This is a genomic window from Nonomuraea zeae (assembly GCF_005889725.1).
GTDB classification, from domain to species: Bacteria; Actinomycetota; Actinomycetes; order Streptosporangiales; family Streptosporangiaceae; genus Nonomuraea; species Nonomuraea zeae.
Genome location: NZ_VCKX01000249.1, coordinates 1 through 18272, shown reverse-complemented (window position 1 = coordinate 18272; position 18272 = coordinate 1). Strand labels below are relative to the sequence as shown.

15 protein-coding genes and 1 pseudogene are annotated in these 18272 nt (G+C 72.8%); 5 read left to right on the top strand and 11 right to left on the bottom strand.

Annotation, left to right across the window (positions count from 1 at the left end):
* The 4 genes from ETD85_RS47360 to ETD85_RS47345 all read right to left on the bottom strand — a co-directional run.
* A partial coding sequence (locus ETD85_RS47360) for an N-acyl-D-amino-acid deacylase family protein (protein ID WP_138696421.1) occupies positions 1-1564 on the bottom strand: 1564 nt, incomplete at its 3' end.
* 143 nt (positions 1565-1707) lie between these two features.
* The gene (locus ETD85_RS47355) at positions 1708-3168 is read right to left on the bottom strand and encodes a type III PLP-dependent enzyme domain-containing protein (protein ID WP_240779893.1); all 1461 of its coding nucleotides are present in this window, start codon (positions 3166-3168) and stop codon (positions 1708-1710) included.
* A gap of 169 nt (positions 3169-3337) precedes the next feature.
* On the bottom strand, positions 3338-4954 hold the full coding sequence (locus ETD85_RS47350; RefSeq protein ID WP_138696420.1) for a PucR family transcriptional regulator: 1617 nt from the start codon (positions 4952-4954) through the stop codon (positions 3338-3340).
* 65 nt (positions 4955-5019) lie between these two features.
* Positions 5020-5298, bottom strand: a complete 279-nt coding sequence (locus tag ETD85_RS47345; RefSeq protein WP_138696419.1) for a hypothetical protein — start codon at positions 5296-5298, stop codon at positions 5020-5022.
* Between the two features lie 94 nt (positions 5299-5392).
* Here ETD85_RS47345 and ETD85_RS47340 point away from each other — a divergent pair, with 94 nt between their 5' ends.
* Positions 5393-5851: a hypothetical protein gene (locus ETD85_RS47340; RefSeq protein WP_138696418.1), complete on the top strand. Its 459-nt coding sequence runs from the start codon at positions 5393-5395 to the stop codon at positions 5849-5851.
* Between the two features lie 3 nt (positions 5852-5854).
* Here ETD85_RS47340 and ETD85_RS47335 read toward each other — a convergent pair whose 3' ends face one another.
* From ETD85_RS47335 to ETD85_RS47320, 4 genes are all read right to left on the bottom strand, one after another.
* On the bottom strand, positions 5855-7813 hold the full coding sequence (locus tag ETD85_RS47335) for a hypothetical protein (protein ID WP_138696417.1): 1959 nt from the start codon (positions 7811-7813) through the stop codon (positions 5855-5857).
* A gap of 86 nt (positions 7814-7899) precedes the next feature.
* Complete coding sequence (locus tag ETD85_RS47330) at positions 7900-10422, bottom strand: ATP-dependent Clp protease ATP-binding subunit (protein WP_138696416.1); 2523 nt, start codon at positions 10420-10422, stop codon at positions 7900-7902.
* A 79-nt stretch (positions 10423-10501) separates the two neighbouring features.
* On the bottom strand, positions 10502-11536 hold the full coding sequence (locus ETD85_RS47325; RefSeq protein WP_138696415.1) for an aldo/keto reductase: 1035 nt from the start codon (positions 11534-11536) through the stop codon (positions 10502-10504).
* A 4-nt stretch (positions 11537-11540) separates the two neighbouring features.
* On the bottom strand, positions 11541-12182 hold the full coding sequence (locus ETD85_RS47320; protein ID WP_138696414.1) for an SDR family oxidoreductase: 642 nt from the start codon (positions 12180-12182) through the stop codon (positions 11541-11543).
* Between the two features lie 24 nt (positions 12183-12206).
* Between ETD85_RS47320 and ETD85_RS47315 the strand changes: the two genes are divergently transcribed.
* Together ETD85_RS47315 and gndA are read left to right on the top strand one after the other, a co-directional pair.
* Positions 12207-12899, top strand: a complete 693-nt coding sequence (locus tag ETD85_RS47315; RefSeq protein ID WP_138696413.1) for an HAD family hydrolase — start codon at positions 12207-12209, stop codon at positions 12897-12899.
* Positions 12900-12961: 62 nt separating this feature from the next.
* Entirely contained in the window at positions 12962-14386 is a 1425-nt protein-coding gene (gndA, locus tag ETD85_RS47310; protein ID WP_138696412.1) for an NADP-dependent phosphogluconate dehydrogenase, read from the top strand.
* A gap of 96 nt (positions 14387-14482) precedes the next feature.
* Here the strand turns inward: gndA and ETD85_RS47305 are convergent, their stop codons facing one another.
* Both ETD85_RS47305 and ETD85_RS47300 read right to left on the bottom strand, forming a co-directional pair.
* A complete protein-coding gene (locus ETD85_RS47305) occupies positions 14483-15256 on the bottom strand; it encodes an acyl-CoA thioesterase domain-containing protein (RefSeq protein WP_138696411.1) in 774 nt (257 codons plus the stop codon).
* 4 nt (positions 15257-15260) lie between these two features.
* A complete protein-coding gene (locus tag ETD85_RS47300; RefSeq protein WP_138696410.1) occupies positions 15261-16205 on the bottom strand; it encodes a helix-turn-helix transcriptional regulator in 945 nt (314 codons plus the stop codon).
* A gap of 50 nt (positions 16206-16255) precedes the next feature.
* Between ETD85_RS47300 and ETD85_RS47295 the strand changes: the two genes are divergently transcribed.
* A complete protein-coding gene (locus ETD85_RS47295; RefSeq protein ID WP_138696409.1) occupies positions 16256-17341 on the top strand; it encodes an epoxide hydrolase family protein in 1086 nt (361 codons plus the stop codon).
* Positions 17342-17375: 34 nt separating this feature from the next.
* Here the strand turns inward: ETD85_RS47295 and ETD85_RS47290 are convergent, their stop codons facing one another.
* Positions 17376-17726, bottom strand: a complete 351-nt coding sequence (locus ETD85_RS47290) for a VOC family protein (RefSeq protein ID WP_138696408.1) — start codon at positions 17724-17726, stop codon at positions 17376-17378.
* Between the two features lie 89 nt (positions 17727-17815).
* On the opposite strand from ETD85_RS47290, the pseudogene ETD85_RS47285 reads away from it, so the two are divergent.
* A pseudogene (locus tag ETD85_RS47285) lies at positions 17816-18272 on the top strand (AraC family transcriptional regulator); the annotation flags it as partial.

Sequence of the window (18272 nt, the reverse complement as noted above, 5' to 3'; positions counted from 1 at the left end):
GGACGCGGCCGGGGCGGAGGTCCGTGGGCTCGCCGTCGTACAGCGCGAGCTCGCCCCCGACGAGCACGTGCCGCACGCCCGTCGCGTACCGCCACGGGTCGGCGTACGTGGCCGGGTCGGTGACCGTCGCCGGGTCGAAGAGCGCCAGATCCGCGACCTGGCCGGGCGCGACCGTGCCGCGGTCACGCAGGGCCAGGCGGGCGGCGGGCAGCGAGGTCATCTTGCGTACGGCCTCGGCGAGCGGCAGGACGTCGCGCTCGCGCACGTAGTGGCCGAGAACCCGGGCGAACGTGCCGAAGTTGCGGGGATGCGGATGCCCGTCCCCGGGAGCGCGCAGCACCCAGCCGTCGCTGGCCACGGCGCTGGACGGGTGGCGCAGCACGGCGTCCACGTCCCGCCCGGCCATCGCGTGGTTGACGATCATCACCTGGGCGTCGTGGGCCGCGAGGACGTCCAGCACGGCCGCGGCCGGTTCGACGCCGCCGTCTTCGGCGATGTCGGCGATGCTGTCCCCGACACGGCCCGCGTACGGGCCGGGCGGGAGCGCGGCGATGACGATCCCCTCCGGCAGGAACGTACGGCCGACGGCCGGTCGCAGATCGGCGAGGATCCGCTCCCGGGTGCCGGGGTCCGCCAGACGCTTCATGAGGGCCGGCGGGCCCCCGTCCAGTGCCCAGTCCGGCAGGCGGGAGGTCAGCATGGTGGACGACGCGGTGTAGGGGTAGACGTCGCAGGCCACGTCATGTCCCTCGGCCACCGCGGCGTCGATCAGGGCGAGCGCCTCGGCGACCTTGCCGTGGTTGGCCGGGCCCATCGCCTTCAGGTGTGAGATCTGCAGCCGCACGCCGGACGCGCGGGCCGTGTTGAGCGCCTCCTCGACGGCTTCGATGAGGCGGTCGCCCTCGTCGCGCATGTGGGTGGCGTACAGCAGGCCGTGCGCGGCCGCCTCGCTCGCCAGCGCGACGACCTCGGCGGTGCCGGCGAACGATCCCGGCGCGTAGATCAGGCCGGTGGACAGGCCGAACGCGCCCTGCCGGGCGGCCTCGGCGAGGAGCGCGCGCATGCGTTCGAGCTCGCCGGGGCCGGCCGCACGGCGCTCCTGGCCGAGGACGGCGGCGCGCAGCGCGCCGTGGCCGACGAGCGGCGCGAGGTTGACGGCCGGGCGGGCCGCGTCCACCGCGGCGGCGAACCCGGCGAGGTCCGGCGTCGGTCCGTGGGCGGCGGGGAAGGGCGACATGCCGCAGTTGCCGGTGACCAGCGTGGTGACGCCCTGCCGCAGGCACGCCTCGGCGTCCGGCGCGTCCAGCACACTGAAGTCGGCGTGGGAGTGGAGGTCGATGAATCCTGGGGTGAGGACCAGCCCATCGGCGTCGATCACCCGCGCGGAGCGTGCGGCTCCGTCCGGCGCCGCCGTGACCGCGCCGGCGGCCCCGTCCGTGTCGGTGCCGGCGCGGACGTGGACGACGCGGCCGTCACGTACGGCGACGTCGGCGACGCGTGGCGGTGCTCCGGTGCCGTCGATCAGGGTCGCGCCGGTGATCAGGACGTCATGGGGGACGGTCACGTGCGGGCTCTCCTCGAATCTTCCGGTTCGGCTGGAGCCACAACAGCACTGCGAGCGGCACGGTGTACAGGGGACAGGCCGGATCCGCGCCCGGCAGGAGCGGCGGGCGCGCGGGGCGGCACCGCGCGGGGCCGCCGGGTGGGTCAGTGCGTGCTCTCGAGGAGCTCGCTGAGCGAGCCCGCGTGCGCCAGCCCGCTGGCCGCTGCCAGGTCGTCGAGGGTCTGGGCGGGCCGCACCGGGGCCAGCCGCACCTCGCCGTCCGCCGAGACCGTGAAGCCGTGCACGGCCGGGTAGGGCAGGCTGTTGTACGCCCAGGGGGTGGAGAAGTAGTACGCGCCGGTGTCGTACAGGACCACGATGTCCCCCTCGGCCAGCTCCGGCAGCTCCCTGGCGTGCGCGACCACGTCACCGGCGAAGCAGCACGGCCCGGCCACGTCCTGCGCCAGCACGGGGCCGTCCTTGGGCCGGCCGGTCGCGTCGAACGCCCCGACCCGCAGCGGCCACGACTCCGGCATGAACACGGTACGGGTGGCGACCTGCGCCCCCGCGTGGGTGATCGCCACTCGCCGGCCGCCCGCGTCCTTGGTGTACTCCACCAGGGCGGCGATGAAGCCGTTCTTGGCCAGCAGGGAGCGCCCGAACTCGGTGACGAGCGCGTACCGGCCGTCGAAGAGCCCGGGGACGGCGGAGCGCAGCGCCGAGACGTACTCGGTGAAGGTGGGCCGGACGTCGTCGCCGGCGAAGTTGACGGGCAGCCCGCCGCCGATGTCGATGCTCGTGATCTGCCGCCTGCCGAGGGTGGCGTTGATCTCCTCGGCCAGCCGGTACGTCTCGGCGATGCCCGCCGCGATGAGGTCGAGCGGGCAGCCCTGCGAGCCGACGTGCGCGTGCAGGCGGGTCAGCCAGGGACGGTCGGCGAAGGCGCGTACGACCTCAGCGCGGGCGCCGGGGTCGCGCAGCGCGACGCCGAACTTGGAGGTGGCGGTCGCGGTGCTCATCGCGCCGATCGCACCCGTGCCGACCTGCGGGTTGACGCGCAGCCCGACGACCGAGGCGCAGGCCGGGGTGCGCAGGGCGTCGATGCGGCGCAGCTCGTCGAGGTTGTCCGCGTTGATCGCGATGCCGAGGGCGAGCGCCTGCGCGAGCTCGTCGCGGGACTTGGCCGGGGAGTCGAAGACGATGTCGGCGGGCGCGAACCCGGCGTCGAGGGCGATCCGCAGCTCGCCCGCGCTGGCGACCTCGCAGCCCATGCCCTGGTCGGCGAGCAGCCGCAGGACCGGGGTCAGGGACGCGGCCTTGGCGGCGAAGGTGTGCAGCACGCTGGGCACCTCGGCGAAGGCCTCGTGCAGGGCCGCCACCGAGTCGCGCACCCCGGCGGTGTCGATGAACCCGGCGACGGTGCCGGTCGATCCGACCACGCCGGCGCGCACGGCGTGCCGGAGCACCCCGGCGACCCGATCCGCCACCCGGTCAGCCACACCGTCGGCCGTACGATCCGCCACCCGGTCGGCCACCAGGTCCGTCACCTGCGCGACCGCGCGGTCGGCGGGGGGCAGGGGTGCTTCGGTGGGGTCGGGCGAAAGCGTGGCAGTGCGCTGGATCACGTTCAAGACTCCGGGGGAGGACATAGCGCCACATATCAGCATAAATACAGACAGCGGCATTTTCGGAAAGGGACCATGACGAGATTCGGGCATCACACCCCGCCAGGTCTTTATCCTCCAGGCCAAAGCCCTCCGTTCTCTTTGGCCGACCAGCCAAAGAGGGCGAGCCTCAGCCCCGGCCGACCAGGCGCACCGCCAGAGTGATCATGAGCCGCGTGTCCGGATCGTCGAGGTCCACGCCGAACCGCTCGCGGGCCCGGCGCAGCCGGTAGCGCAGGGTGTTCGGGTGCAGGACGAGACGGCCGGCGGCCCTGGCCACGTCCCCGGACGCGTCGAGGTAGGCCGAGATCGACCGGACCAGCTCGCCCCCCGCTTCAAGATCGGTCCGTACGAGGTCGTACACCGGCCCGCTGCCCCTCTCCCACACCGGGCGGACCGCGTCGAGCACCCGCTGGACGTCCAGAGCGGGCCCGAGATCGGCGGCCAGCGCGTGCCGCCGAGGCTCCCCGCCGCCGGCCGCGCGCTCGCGCAGGACCCGCACGGCCAGCCCGGCCTCCTCGCACGAGTCGGCGGCCAGCAGCGGGGAGGCGACGACCCGGCCGGCGCCCACCCAGACGGGTCCCGCGCCCGGCATCGACGCGGCCAGCACGTCGAGCTCGCGGGCCAGCCCGAGAGCGTCCCGCTCGTCGCCCCTGCCCACGGGCAGCAGCGCCGCGATCCGGCCGCCCTCCCGCAGGACCTGTACGCCGGCGCGGTAGGAGGCGGCCTGCAGCGCGAGCAGGCCCAGGGTGCGCTCGGCCGGGGTGCCGTCGTGCTCGGCGACCACGACGGCGCACCTCAGGTCCGGGCTCAGGCCGAGCGACCAGGCGTGCGTGCTCATGTCGCCCTGCCCGCCGAGCAGGCCCCGCAGCGCGTGCTCCGCACGCCGGCGCGCGCCGCTCTCCCGCAGCCGGTGCTGCACCAGGTACGGCACCGCCACCTCGGCCGCGCGGCTCAGCGCGCTCGCCGCGTTGGCGGTCAGGCCGCTGCCGCCGTCGGCCGCCGCCCAGATGGAGCCGAGCATCTCCCGGCCGCTCCGGATGGCGATGATCAGCCGCTCCGGGGTGTCATCGTCGGCGGGCCGGTGGATCACCTCGTCGGAGGACCACAGGGTACGCAGCAGGCCGCTGCGCCGCAGCTCCTCGACCCGCCAGTCGGGCACCCGGCCCCCGAGGATGGTGGAGCGGCGCAGCTCGTCGGCCTCGGGCCCGGTGGCGGAGTGTGCCAGCACCCTGAACTGGGTGTCCTCGATGGTGATCGAACCGCCGGTAAACTCGGCCACCACCGAGGCGAGCGCGGCCAGCCCGCCGCCCTCGGTGGCGTCGGCCATGCGGTCTCCGCGCCCGGCCTCGGCGTAGGCGGCGGCCGAGCGCAGCAGCGTCGCGACGTCGTCCCAGTCGGCCCACTCGGCGCGGGCGAGCAGCGCGACGCCGACCTGCTCGGCGGTGGCGAGCGCGTCGGGGGGCAGGCCGGCTTCCGACCGTACGACGATCGCGGCGGCGCCCCGCCCGGCGGTCTCGCGGATCCAGGCGGTGGCGGCCTCCGTGGCCGGGAACGGCCCCGCCGCCAGCACGACCCGGCCCGCGTAGGAGCGCGCGGGCCCCTCGTCCCCGATGATCATCCCTTCGAACCGCACGTCCTGCCCGGCGGGCGCGAGCAGCAGCCGCAGGATGCCGCCTTCGTCGAAGGCGAGCAACTCGCGAAGAGTGACCCATTTCGCCATGTCAGGGGTGGTGCCTTGGCTCATGCGGGGAGCATACGCACGCGCCGGAGTGCACCGTCCCAGCCCTCGCCGGTGCGGGACGAGGAAGGTCAGGAGTTCCTGGCCTCGCCGGGCGACACCTCACGCGGCGTGCCGCGCAGCTCGGCCTCCAAGGTGTCGAGGACGTCCCTCGCCACCGCCTTCACGCGGGCGCGGTGCCCCGTGAGCTCCCTGGCGAAGCCCTGGGCGGTGCGCCCGACCCAGATGGCCTGGCCGGTGAACTGCTGGTAGGCGGGGTCGAGCGCCGTCTCCAGCCGGTCCAGGTGCGATCTGGCCTCGGTGACGGCCTGCTGTAATTCCTCATGACGCGGATTCGGTACGGGAGCCATCGTCATTCCTAGGAGAATTCGTGGAACAGCTTGCCCAGCGGTCCGGACATTACGAGACTTGTCACGATTCTGAGGTATTTTCGGAGGAAAATTGATGGCAGTTCCGGCCTGGCGCGGATATGCGGTGTCCTTAACCGTGCTTTTCACGCTGACCGGGTGCGTGGCCTCGACCGCTCCCGAGGTCCCGACCGCCGCGCAGGCCGGTGAGACGCTCAAGGATCACATCACCCGCACGCTCACGAAGGCGCAGGCCAAGGACGTCGAGGTCACGGACGCGGGCGGCAAAGACATCCCGTGCGGCGACGGCAAGGTCAAACGCACCTATGCCGCCACGGGAAAGGAGAGCATCGGCTCCCCCGACTCGGACATCCTGACGCTTTCCTTGATCGGCGCCCTGGACACGGTGGCCGAATACGACCTTACGGCCAGGAATGCCAGCGACACATCGCAGGAGGCCGTCAACAAGGACCTCCATCTGCGCATCGTGCTCTCTTCGCCCGCCCGTGGCCAGATGCTGGTGAAAGGCGAAACGGAGTGCCTTCCAGCGAAATAGCGGTCAGTCGAACCCTGACCGCTCCGCGCTCATGGCCTTGTCGCGCGCCCCGCGGAAGATGACATCCAGCGCCCCGACCGCCTCACCCAGCCTGGACCAGTCGGTGCCGCCCGAGCCGTTGGCGATCAGCCAGTCGTTGAGGTTGCGCAACGCCGGTTTGTCCTGGACGAGCTTCTCGAAAGGCAGCAGCCGCCCGTTCTCATCGGTGATCGGCGGGTTGTTGAACCGCTCGTCCGCCGCCGACACCTTGGGCTTGAACCCGTTGGCCATCAGCATGTCCGCCAGCCACCGCTCCTTGGCCAGCGTGGCCAGCCTGCTCCGGTCGTCGAGCGCGTCCAGCCGGGTCTCGCCGACCTCGGTCAGCGAGTCCAGCCCCTCGCTGGCCATCGCGCTCAGCACCAGCCACATCGCCTGCCCCTCCAGCGGCACGGCGATCCCCGCCGCGTTGACGAGGAACCCGAGGTAGGCCAGCTGCCCCTCCCTGAACTCCTTGTCCTGCTGGTCGAGCTTGCCCTGCACCGACCGCTCGGCCGCGAACTGCATGCCGGCCGCGTAGCCCAGCGCCGCCATGGCCCGCTGCAGGTGCTCGATGCCCCGGCCGCCGTCGGCCTGTGCGGCCACCCGCACGAGACGGTCGGACAGGGCGCCCATGCCGGCGGCGAACGGTTTGAGGTTCTCCGGGGTGTTCGCGAACAGCTTGACGAACGCGTACGTGTCCTCGGGCGACAGCCGGAAGGACGGCTCCGACCCCGCCACGTTCGACGTGACGGGACCGAACTGGCTGGCCTGCGTGCGGTCGGAGTCGCCGAGGTTCGCCCCTTCGGTGATCTCCGTCGCGTAGGCGCCGGCGATCTCCGCCAGATGCACCCTGGTGGGCTCCTGCAGCCGCATGTCGGCCGGCAGCTTCGGATCCTCCAGGTCCGGCAGCGCCCGCATCAGGTCGAAGGCGAACTTGGCCGCCTCCGGCGAGTGGGCGCCGTCCTTCTCGTCGTAGGCGCCCGCGGCGGCGGCCAGCATCCGCCCGAACGCGTTCGCCGCGTCCGGCGCGTGCTCGCCCGAGGTCAAGGAGGTCCTGGTCCGCCAGTGCAGATCGCGCAGGAGCCGGGACAGCGGGACACCGCCCTCGGTAGCCGCCGAGATCGCCAGCCGGGCGGCGGCCGGGTTGTTGCCCAGCGCGTGCCTCTTCACCACCCCGGCGAGCCAGGCGGGCGGGAAGTCACCGGCCCTGAGCAGGTAGCCGAGCGACTCGTCGCCCACGTGGCCGGTCTCCTGCGCGAGCTCCCTCTTGACCTTCGCGAAGCCCGGCACGTCCGTGCCGGTGAGCACCGCCGCCCGCGTGTCCCGGGAGCGGGTGACGATGTCCCCCGCGCGGACCGCCGTGCCGAACGCCCTGCTGACCACGTCGATCGCCGCGTCGTAGTCGCGCATCCCCATCTTGAGCTTGCCCACGATGCGGCGCGTCCCGTCGGCGCCGAGGCGGGCGAAGAAGGCGGCGGTGAACTCGGGGTCGTCGCGGTGGGCGTCCAGCTCGGCCATGAGCGCGGCCAGCTCGCCGTCGTACGGCTTGTTCCCCGCGACGCCGAAGCTCGACGGAGCGGCCTTGAACCTGTCGGCGAGCGCCGCGCCCTGCCGCCTGGCCTCGCCGGCGGGCAGCAGCCGGGACTCGTCGAACGGGAGCAGCCCGGTCCGCCAGGGTGCCAGCGCGTTCGCCGCTCTTGCGGCCTGGCTGCGCCGGCGCAGGTCGGGAAGCTGGTGGTCCAGCCACAGCAGGGTGGCGGCCAGCGGCTGCAGGCCGGTGGCGGGCAGGCGGGCCCGCTCCAGGAGCCGGCGCAGCGCCTCGGACTCCTGGCCGATCCGGTCCGCGCCGGTCTTGAAGGTGGTGATGAACGGGTCCATCAGCTCGGGGTCGAGCCCGCTGTAGTCGGGCGACAGCGGGCCCGTGCCCGGCGGCGTCTTTCCCACGATCGCCTCCCCGCCTGTTGGCAGCCGCCCTCAGGGTAGAGGGGGACGGCCGGACGCGGAGGCATGTCGGCAGGTTCGGAATCGGATCAGGTGGCCGGCTCCGGATTGCGGGCCCTGAGCGCGAGCCGGTCGCCCTCGACGTCGATCTCGACCTTGCCGCCCTCGGTGACCTCGCCGGTCAGCAGCATCGTGGACAGCCGGTTGTCCACCTCCCGCTGCACGGTCCTGCGCAGCGGCCGGGCCCCGAACTCGGGCTGGTAGCCGCGCGCCACCAGCCAGTCCTTGGCCCCGTCCGTGACCTCCAGCGAGACGCCCTGGCCGCGCAGCCGCTGGCGGGTGCGCTCCAGCAGCAGGTCCACGATCTGGCGCAGCTGCTCGCGCTCCAGCCGTTTGAAGATGATCGTCTCGTCGATGCGGTTGAGCAGCTCGGGCCGCAGCGAGTGGCGCAGCAGGTCCATGAGCCGGTCCTCCATCTCCTGGCTGTCCCCCTCGGACTCCAGGATGAGCTGGGCGCCGATGTTGCTGGTCATGATGACGATCGCGTTGGTGAAGTCGACCGTGCGGCCCTGGCCGTCGGTGAGCCGGCCGTCGTCGAGCATCTGCAGCAGGATGTTCATGACGTCGGGGTGGGCCTTCTCGATCTCGTCCAGGAGGATGACGCCGTGCGGGCGGCGGCGTACGGCCTCGGTGAGCTGGCCGGCCTCCTCGTACCCGACATATCCGGGCGGGGCGCCGATGAGGCGCGAGACCGTGTGCCGCTCCTGGAACTCGCTCATGTCGATGCGCACCATGTGGTCCTCGCCGCCGAACAGCGCGGCGGCCAGGGCCCTGGCCAGCTCCGTCTTGCCGACACCCGTCGGGCCGAGGAACAGGAAGCTGCCGATCGGGCGGTGGGGGTCGGACAGGCCCGCCCTGGCCCTGCGTACCGCCTCGGCGATGGCGACCACGGCCTCGTCCTGGCCGATCACGCGCTCGTGCAGGTGCTCTTCGAGGCGCATGAGACGCTCGCGCTCCTGCTGGGTGAGCTGCGTGACGGGGATGCCGGTGCGGCGGGAGACGATCTGGGCGATGTCCTCGACCATGACCTGGGGCACGGTGTCCTGGACCTGCCGGGCGCGCTGCACCTCCGGCCGCATCTTGTCGATCTGCGTGGTCAGGTCCTTGGCGCGGTCGTAGTCCTCGGCGGAGACGGCCTGGTCCTTCTCCCTGCGCAGCGCGTCGAGCCGCTCCTCCAGCTCGCGCACGTCGGCGCCGGGGGTGGCGGAGCGCAGGCGCACCCGGGCGGACGCCTGGTCCATCAGGTCGATGGCCTTGTCGGGCAGGAACCGGTCGGCGATGTAGCGGTCCGACAGGTTCGCGGCCGCGTCCAGGGCCTCGTCGGTGATGCGGACCTGGTGGTGGGCCTCGTACGCGTCCCGGAGCCCGCGCAGGATCTCGACCGTCTCCTCGACCGAGGGCTCGGCGACCAGGATCGGCTGGAAGCGGCGTTCGAGCGCGGCGTCCTTCTCGATGTTCTTGCGGTACTCGTCGATCGTGGTGGCGGCGATGACGTGCAGCTCGCCGCGGGCCAGGGCGGGCTTGAGTATGTTGGCGGCGTCCATGCCGCCCTCGGCCGAGCCCGCGCCGACCAGGGTGTGGACCTCGTCGATGAAGACGATGGTCTCGTCGGCGTGCGCGCGCACCTCGTCGATGACCTTCTTGATGCGCTCCTCGAACTCGCCGCGGTACTTCGACCCGGCCACCATCCCGGTCAGGTCGAGGGCGATCACGCGCCGGTCCTTGAGCGTGTCGGGCACGCTGCCGTTCACGATGCGCTGGGCGATGCCCTCGACGATCGCGGTCTTGCCGACGCCTGGCTCGCCGATGAGGCACGGGTTGTTCTTGGTGCGGCGGGAGAGCACCTCGATGCACTGCTCGATCTCGTCCTCGCGGCCGACGACGGGGTCGATCTTGCCCTGGCGGGCCTCCTCCGTCATGTCGCGGCCGTACTCGTCGAGGGAGGGCGTGTCCCCCGAGCGGGTACGGCCGTCGCCCGAGCCGGTACGGCCGTCGCCCGCCCGCGCCGCGCCGGACATGAGGGCCTGCTGCAGCTCGTCGGCCGAGGCGCCCTGCTCGCGCAGGATGCGGGCGGCGCCGGAGTCGCGGTTGGCGGCGATCGCCAGCAGCAGGTGCTCGGGCCCGATGTACGACGACTGCATCGCCCGGGAGATCCGCTGGGCGTCCAGGACGGCCCGCTTGGCCGCCGGGGAGAGCGTGTCCGGCGGCTCGCCTGCCTCGCCCCGGCCGGCCTGCTCGCCGATGCGGTCGCGCAGCCGGCCGGGGTCCACGCCCGCGGCGCGCAGCAGGGACTGGACGGCGTCGTCGCCGGTCAGCGCGCTGAGGATGTCGATCACATCCAGGTCCTGCGCGCCCCGCCGGCCGGCCGCCTCCATGGCCCGGCTCAGCACCTCCCTGGCCGAGTCGCTGAGCAGGCGCCCCACGTCCACCCGCTGCACCCCGGGCCGGGACGGCGGCCAGCCCTCCATGCCGCCGAACACCCGGCCGGTGAGCTCCTCGAACCCTCTGAACGGGTCCCCACCAAAGAACGACCTGAACGGCATATCCGACATCGAAACGTCCCCCTAACGCTCAGGGGACATCTAGCCGCGCATGCCACATTTCATAGCCAGCAATCGGCAAAGCATCCCGTCAGGGACGCCGGCGCAGGCTCGCGTCGGCCAGCTCGGGCGGCTGCCAGCCCGCGTCGGCCGAATTCAGCGTGACGCCGGGCGCGACGATCTCGTCGATCCGGTCGAGCAGGTCGTCGGTCAGGCGCACCTCCCCGGCGCTGAGCTGGCTCTCCAGGTGCTCCATGGTGCGCGGCCCGATGATGGCCGAGGTCACCGCCGGGTGCCTGATCGTGAACGCCAGCGACAGCTCGATCAGCGTGATCCCGGCCTCCTCGGCCAGCAGCGCGAGCTGCTCGACCGCCTCCAGCTTGCGCTGGTTGCCCTCGAGCGACAGGTCGTAGCGCTGCGGCAGCAGGGCGGACCTGCGGGTCTCCGGCTGCTCCTGGCCCTTGCGGTAGCGGCCGGTCAGCCAGCCGCCGGCCAGCGGGCTCCAGACGATGACGCCCATGCCGTACTTCTCGGCGGTGGGCAGCACGTCGGCCTCGATGCCGCGCACGAGCGGCGAGTACGGGGGCTGCTCGCAGACGAAGCGCTCCAGCGAGCGCCGGTCCGAGGCCCACTGCGCCTCGACCATGCGGTGCGCGGGAAAGGTGGAGCTGCCGATGTAGCGGACCTTGCCCTGCCGTACGAGGTCGGTGAGGGCGCCGAGGGTCTCCTCGATGTCGGTGGCCGGGTCGGGCCGGTGGATCTGGTAGAGGTCGATCCAGTCGGTGCCGAGCCGGCGCAGGCTGTTCTCGACGGCCTGGAAGATCCAGCGCCGGGAGTTGCCGCGCTGGTTGGGGCCCTCGCCCATGACGCCGTGGCACTTGGTGGCCAGCACGACCTCATCGCGCTTGCCCGACTTGGCCAGCGCCTGGCCGACGAACTCCTCCGACTGTCCCTGCGAGTAGACGTCGGCGGTGTCGATGAAGTTGACGCCCGAATCGAGCGCCCGGTCGATGATCCGGGCCGACTCCTCCGGGTCTGATTCGCCCCACCAGCCGAACATCATCGCGCCGAGGCAGAGGGGGCTGACTTTGAGACCGGTACGTCCGAGTACGCGATATTCCGTCACATGTTCACTCTGTCGCAGCCAGGGCCGCGATGGGGGTGTCGCCGGAGACGAGTTCGAGCGTCTGCCCGACCGTGCCCGGGTTGGCCAGCAGCGCGACGATGACGGCGGCCACGTCGTCGCGCGGGACCGACCCGGGCGCCACCTCCGGGGCCAGCCGCACCAGCCCCGTGCCGGGCTCGTCGGTCAGGTGTCCCGGCCGCAGCACGGTCCAGTCGAGGTCGCGGGCGCGCAGGTCGTCCTCGGCCTCGGTCTTGGCCTTCATGTACGCGGCCCAGACGTCGTCGCCGCCCGGCCGCGGCGGCTTGCCCACGCCCATGGAGGAGATCTGGACGAAGCGCCGCACGCCCGCACGCTCGGCCGCCTCCGCGAGCAGCACGGACGCGCCCCGGTCGACCGTGTCCTTGCGGGCCGCGCCGCTGCCGGGGCCCGCGCCGGCCGCGAAGACCACGGCGTCGGCGCCGCGCAGCAGCTCGGCCACCTCCGCCACGCTCGCCCGCTCCAGGTCGCACACCACGGCCTCGGCGCCGGTGGCCTCGACGTCGGCCACGTGGGCGGGGTTGCGCACCAGCCCCACCGCGCCCGAGCCGAGGCGTTCTTCCAGGCGAAGCGCGATCTGCCCGTGCCCACCCGCGATGATGATCCGCATAGTGCCCCATGGTGTCATGGACCCATGTACGAGTTCCCGCAGGCACCCGCCCCGGCGTTTCTGTTCGACCTGGACGGCACCCTGATCGACAGCGTCTACCAGCACGTCGTGGCGTGGCGGCAGGCGTTGTCCTCCATGGGGATCGACCTGTCGGTGTGGCGCATCCACCGGCGCATCGGCATGAGCGGCGGGCTGTTCGTCAGCGCGCTGCTGCGCGAGACCGGGCTGAAGCTGACGCGCGAGCAGATCGACCGGTTGCAGACCGTCCACGCCGACGCGTACGAGGAGCAGGTCCACTCCGTCAAGCCGCTGCCCGGCGCGACGGAGCTGCTGTCCGCCCTGACCGCGCGCGGCGTGCCGTGGGCCATCGCGACCAGCGGTTACGCCCGCACGGCCAGGCTCGCGCTGGGCATGCTGGACCTGCCGGAGGACACCCCGATGGTCACCCGCGACATGGTGCGCAGGGCCAAGCCGGACCCCGACCTGTTCCTCGCCGGAGCCGCGCTGGTCAAGGTGGACCCGGCCCACGCCATGGTGGTGGGCGACAGCGTCTGGGACCTGCTCGCCGCCCGCCGGGCCGGAGCGCTGGGCATCGGCCTGCTGTCGGGTGGGTACGGCAGGGACGAGCTCGAACGCGCCGGCGCCTTCAGGGTCTACGCCGATCCGGCCGACATGCTGGGCCGGCTCGACGAACTCGGCGTGCGGCAGACTGACTGACCCAGGAATATCCCGCCGAACCTCCGGGCTGGATCATGCGTATTCCCCACAGAGGAGCTGAAATGGACTTGGCAGACATCGGCGTCACCGGCCTGGCCACCATGGGGCGCAACCTGGCCCGCAACCTGGCCAGGCACGGCTACGCGGTGGCCGTGCACAACCGTTCGCACGCCCGTACCCAGCAGCTGGTCAAGGAGTTCGGCCAGGAGGGGACGTTCGTGCCGGCCGAGGAGCTGGCCGCGTTCGTGGCCTCGCTCAAGCGGCCGCGACGGGCGATCATCATGGTGAAGGCGGGGGCGGGCACCGACGCGGTGATCGACCAGCTCGCCGACCTGATGGAGCCGGGCGACATGATCGTCGACGGCGGCAACGCCCACTTCCAGGACACCAGGCGGCGCGAGGCCGCGCTGCGCGAGCGGGGCCTGCACTTCGTCGGCACGGGCATCTCCGGCGGCGAGGAGGGCGCACTGAACGGCCCGAGCATCATGCCGGGTGGCTCGAAGGAGTCGTGGGAGGCGCTCGGCCCGATCCTCCAGGACATCTCGGCCAAGGTGGACGGGGTGCCGTGTGCGGTGCACGTGGGCCCCGACGGTGCCGGGCATTTCGTGAAGATGGTGCACAACGGCATCGAATACTCGGACATGCAGCTCATCGCGGAGTCCTACGACCTGCTGCGCCAGGCACTCGGAGCGTCGCCGGCCGAGCTGGCCGAGGTGTTCAGGGAGTGGAACCGCGGGGAGCTGGACTCGTACCTGATCGAGATCACCGCCGAGGTGCTCGATCAGGTGGACGCGGAGACGGGCAAGCCGTTCGTGGACATCGTGGTGGACCAGGCCGAGCAGAAGGGCACCGGCCGCTGGACCGTGCAGAGCGCGCTCGACCTGGGCGTGCCCGTGACGGGCATCGCGGAGGCGGTCTTCGCCCGCGCGCTGTCGGGGCACCCGGAGCAGCGGGCCGCCGCGGCCTCGCTGGAGGGGCCGCAGCTGAGCGGGGTCGGCGGGCGCGAGCTGGTCGAGGACGTGCGGCAGGCCCTCTACGCCTCCAAGATCGTCGCGTACGCGCAGGGCTTCGACCAGATGGCCGCCGCCTCGAAGGAGTACGGCTGGGACGTGGATCTGGGCGCCATGGCCACCATCTGGCGGGGCGGGTGCATCATCAGGGCCAAGTTCCTCGACCGGATCCGCTCGGCCTACGACGCGAACCCGGGGCTGCCGACGCTGCTGGCCGACCCGACGTTCGCGGCCGCGCTGGACGCCGCGCAGGAGGCGTGGCGGCGGGTGGTCACCACGGCCGTGCGGATCGGCGTACCGACTCCGGGCTTCTCCTCGGCGCTGGCCTACTACGACGGGCTGCGGCGCGAGCGCCTGCCCGCCGCGCTGGTGCAGGGGCTGCGCGACTTCTTCGGCGCGCACACCTATCACCGCGTGGACCGCGAGGGCGCCTTCCACACGGACTGGTCGGGCGACCGCGCCGAGCGCCCCGCCTGAGGCGGGCCGCTCCTGAGCGCCACGCCTGAGGGGCCGCTTCCGGGCGGCCCGGCTCCCGGCGTCCCGCGGTCGGTTCGGCTGCGGGAAGCCGGGCGGTCAGCCGATGGCGGCGGCGTTGGCGACCGCCGTCACCAGGCAGAAGCCGATCGGGCCCGCGGTGTCGTGCAGGGTGACCTGCCCGGTCGCGACACCGCCCGCGCCGGCGTGCCCGGTGGACTCGACGCCGATGAGCTCGCCCTCGGGGAGCCTGGCCAGGGTCAGCGTGTAGTCGGCGTTGATGTAGTGCAGGCCGCTGGTGGCGGCGTTGCTCAGCGGGCTGGCGAAGTCGGCGGCCAGCGCGGTCCGTACGAACGGGGACAGCGGCTCGTCGTCCACCAGCGGGTACGTCTCCCGCAGCCACACCCGCCCGGGCCCCGGCTCGCCCCATCCGGTCAGCCGCCACAGGTCGAACGGCGGGCGCCAGCCGTTCGTCTCCACCGGCGGGCCGTCCGGCGGCGGCACGTCCCACGCGGGAGTGAGGATCGTCTGCTCGCGGGCGGGCTGCTCGCTCGTCCGCAGCAGGACCGCGCTGGCCCGCGCGATCACGCCCTGGTCGGTGGAGATCGTCGCGTCGGCCACGCGGATCCTGCGCCCGTCCCTGACGAGAGACGTCTCCACCGTGACGGGCAGCATCGGGCTGTTGCGGAAGAGATCGACCGTGAGCCGGGCGAAGTGCAGCCCGGGCTGGGCGTGCTCCGCCTCGATCGCGCGGGCGGCCAGCCCGCCGAGCAGGCGGCCGTGCAGCATGTCGGGGGACCAGGGACCACGGGCGTGTGGTGCGGGCACCAGCTCGCCCTGCTTTTGCGTGAAGAACGCTGACGTCGACGACACAGAATCAGATTCTAGTGGAGAGCAGGCGCCGGCCGAGAACGTGGAGGCGCTCTTTGAGCTCCACCGGTTCGAGCACTTCGAAGTCCACGTCGAGGAAGGCCACGACGACGGCCATGAGGTGCAGGTCGTCGCCGCGCAGGGTCAGCACGCACCGGTCGTCGCCAGCCGGCTCGACCGCGCCCGGGGTCCTGCCCGCGATCCGTTCGGCCGGGGCGTGCACGAGGAAGCGGCCCTCGACCGGCCACATCTCGTGTGCCAGGCGGTTCTGCAGCCAGGCGGCGACGTCGGGCTCCGGCGGCTCGCGCGGGGCGAAGCGGGGGCCGTTAGGGGTGCGCAGGCGGATCCGGTCGGCGCGGTAGGTCCGCCAGGCGGCGCGTTCGACGTCCCAGCCGACGAGGTACCAGCGGTTGCCCTTGGTGACCAGGCTGTGCGGCTCGGCCTTCCGCGGCGCGCTCTCTCCCTGGTGGTCGGTGTAGTCGAAGCGGAGCTGCTCGCGGTCGCGGCAGGCGGCGGCGACGCGGGTCAGCACGTCGGCGTCCACGGTGGGGCCGTCGCGGTTGATCCGCACGGTGTGGGTCTGCAGCGTGTTCACGCGATGGCGCAGGCGGGCGGGCAGGACCTGTTCGAGCTTGGCCAGGGCGCGCAGCGAGGTCTCCTCGATGCCGGTCACCGTGCCGTTCGCGGCGGTGCGCAGGCCGACCGCGACCGCCACGGCCTCGTCGTCGTCGAGCAGCAGCGGCGGCAGCTCGGCGCCGCTGCCGAGGCGGTAGCCGCCGGAGATGCCCGGCGTGCTGTGGACCGGGTAGCCGAGGCTGCGCAGCCGGTCGATGTCGCGGCGCACCGTCCTCGGCGCGACGCCGAGCCGCTCCGCCAGGTCGGCGCTGGGCCAGTCGCGCCTGGTCTGCAACAGCGACAGCAGGCGCAGGAGTCTCGCCGAGGTGTCCAGCATCCCGCCATTGTGGCCTGATTCTGGCCGCATCGGCTCCTAGCGTGCTCCACATGGACGAATTCGTCATCGACATCGCACAAAACCTGCTCGACGACCTGGACGACCGGCTGGCGCGTACCCGCTGGCCCGACGCCCTCGACGGGGTCGGCTGGTCGTACGGGGTGCCGCCGGAGGCGGTGCGGGAGCTGGTGGCGTACTGGTGCGGGGGCTTTTCCTGGCGCGCGCACGAGGCCAGGCTGAACGCGCTGCCGCAGTACACGACCGAGATCGACGGCCAGCGGGTGCACTTCGCGCACGTGCGCTCGCCCAGGGCGGACGCGCTGCCGTTGCTGCTGACGCACGGGTGGCCGAGCTCCTTCGCGGACTTCTCGCGGGTCGCCGGGCCGCTCAGCGGCGATTTCCACCTGGTCATCCCGTCCGTCCCCGGCTTCGCGTTCTCGGGCCCGGCCACGGAGCCGGGCTGGGGCGTGCGGCGGGTCGCCGCCGCGTGGGCGGAGCTGATGGACCGGCTCGGCTACGCCCGGTACGGCGTGCAGGGCGGAGACCTCGGCGCCCTGGTCTCCCCCGCGGTCGCCCGGCTGGTCCCCGACCGGGTGGTGGGCGTGCACGTGAACGCGCTCACCGCGTTCGTGACCGACGACATGGCGGGGCTGACGGAGGCGGAGGTCGCGCGGGCGCACGGCGTGGAGCGCTGGCGCCGGGAGTTCTCCGGGTACGCCGCCATCCAGGGCACCAGGCCGCAGACCCTCGCCTACGCCCTGACCGACTCTCCGGCCGGGCTGCTGGCCTGGACGCTGGACGCGTACGCCTCGTGGGGCCAGGACGTCGGCGGGGTGCCGCCGGACGACCTGCTCACCAACGTGGCCCTCTACTGGCTGACCAGGACGGCCGGCTCGTCGGCCCGCATCTACCGGGAGAGCTCGGCCGACTGGGAGCCGCCCGAGTCCCCGGGGACGACGCCCACGGGCGTGGCCGTCTTCCCCGGGGACAGCACGGTGCGGCGGTACGCCTCGCGGGCGCATCATGTCGTGCACTGGTCGGAGTTCGCGCGCGGCGGCCACTATGCCGCCCTCCAGGCGCCGTCGTTGCTGGTGGACGACATCAGGACGTTCTTCGCGAAGCTCCTGGCGACCTGACGGCCGGCCCACGGCCTATTCGGCCATGAGGGGCTTATTCGGCCATGAGGCAGAAGGGGTGGCCCTCCGGGTCGAGCAGCACGGTCCAGTCGCCGCCGCCCGGCTGGAAGTCGGGCACGGTGGCGCCGAGCGCGGTCAGCTCCTTCTTGGCGGCCTCGATGTCGGGGACCTTGAACTCGAGGTGGAGGTGCTTGCCGTCGGCCGGCCAGCCCGGCCCGCGGTAGCCGTCGACGCGCTGGAAGGAGATCGGGACGGGGCCGCCTTCGAGGCCGGTGAAGTCGGCGTCGCCGCCGGTGGACTGCCAGCCGGTGGCCTTGGCGTAGAAGCCGGCCAGGGCGGTGGGGTCGGCGCAGTCGATGACTATGGAGGAAAGCGTGGTTGTCATGCGTCTCAGCGTGCCGGTGGCGGGGCGGTCCGGTCTTGAACATCCTTGCACCGGCCGGATTGTCGTACCCCCGGCGTAACGTTCGGCGGGTGCGTACCTCCGACCTCCTCGCCACCGGCCCCGGGTTCTCCATCGACGCGGTGACCTGCGTCGATGACCACCGCGGCTGGTCGCCGGCGGAGGTGGGCCCCCACCACCGCGTGGTGCTGGTGCGCAAGGGCACGTTCCGGCGCATGGCCGACGGGCGGCCCGCCGTCGCCGACCCGGCCACGGCCTACCTCTGCTCGCCCGGCCAGGAGGAGCGTTTCGCCCATCCGTCGGGCGGCGACGTGTGCACCTCGCTGTCCTTGTCGCCCGAGCTGTGGCACACGCTCGCCGGTGACGGCACCCGCCTGGCGCGCTCGACCCTCTACGTGGACGCGCACCTCGACCTGGCCCATCGGCGTTTGCTGCGGACGGCCCAGTACGGTGACACGGCCTTCGCGCTGACCGAGTCCCTGCTGTCCCTCATCGCCACCGCCCTCCACCAGCTCACCCGCACCCCTG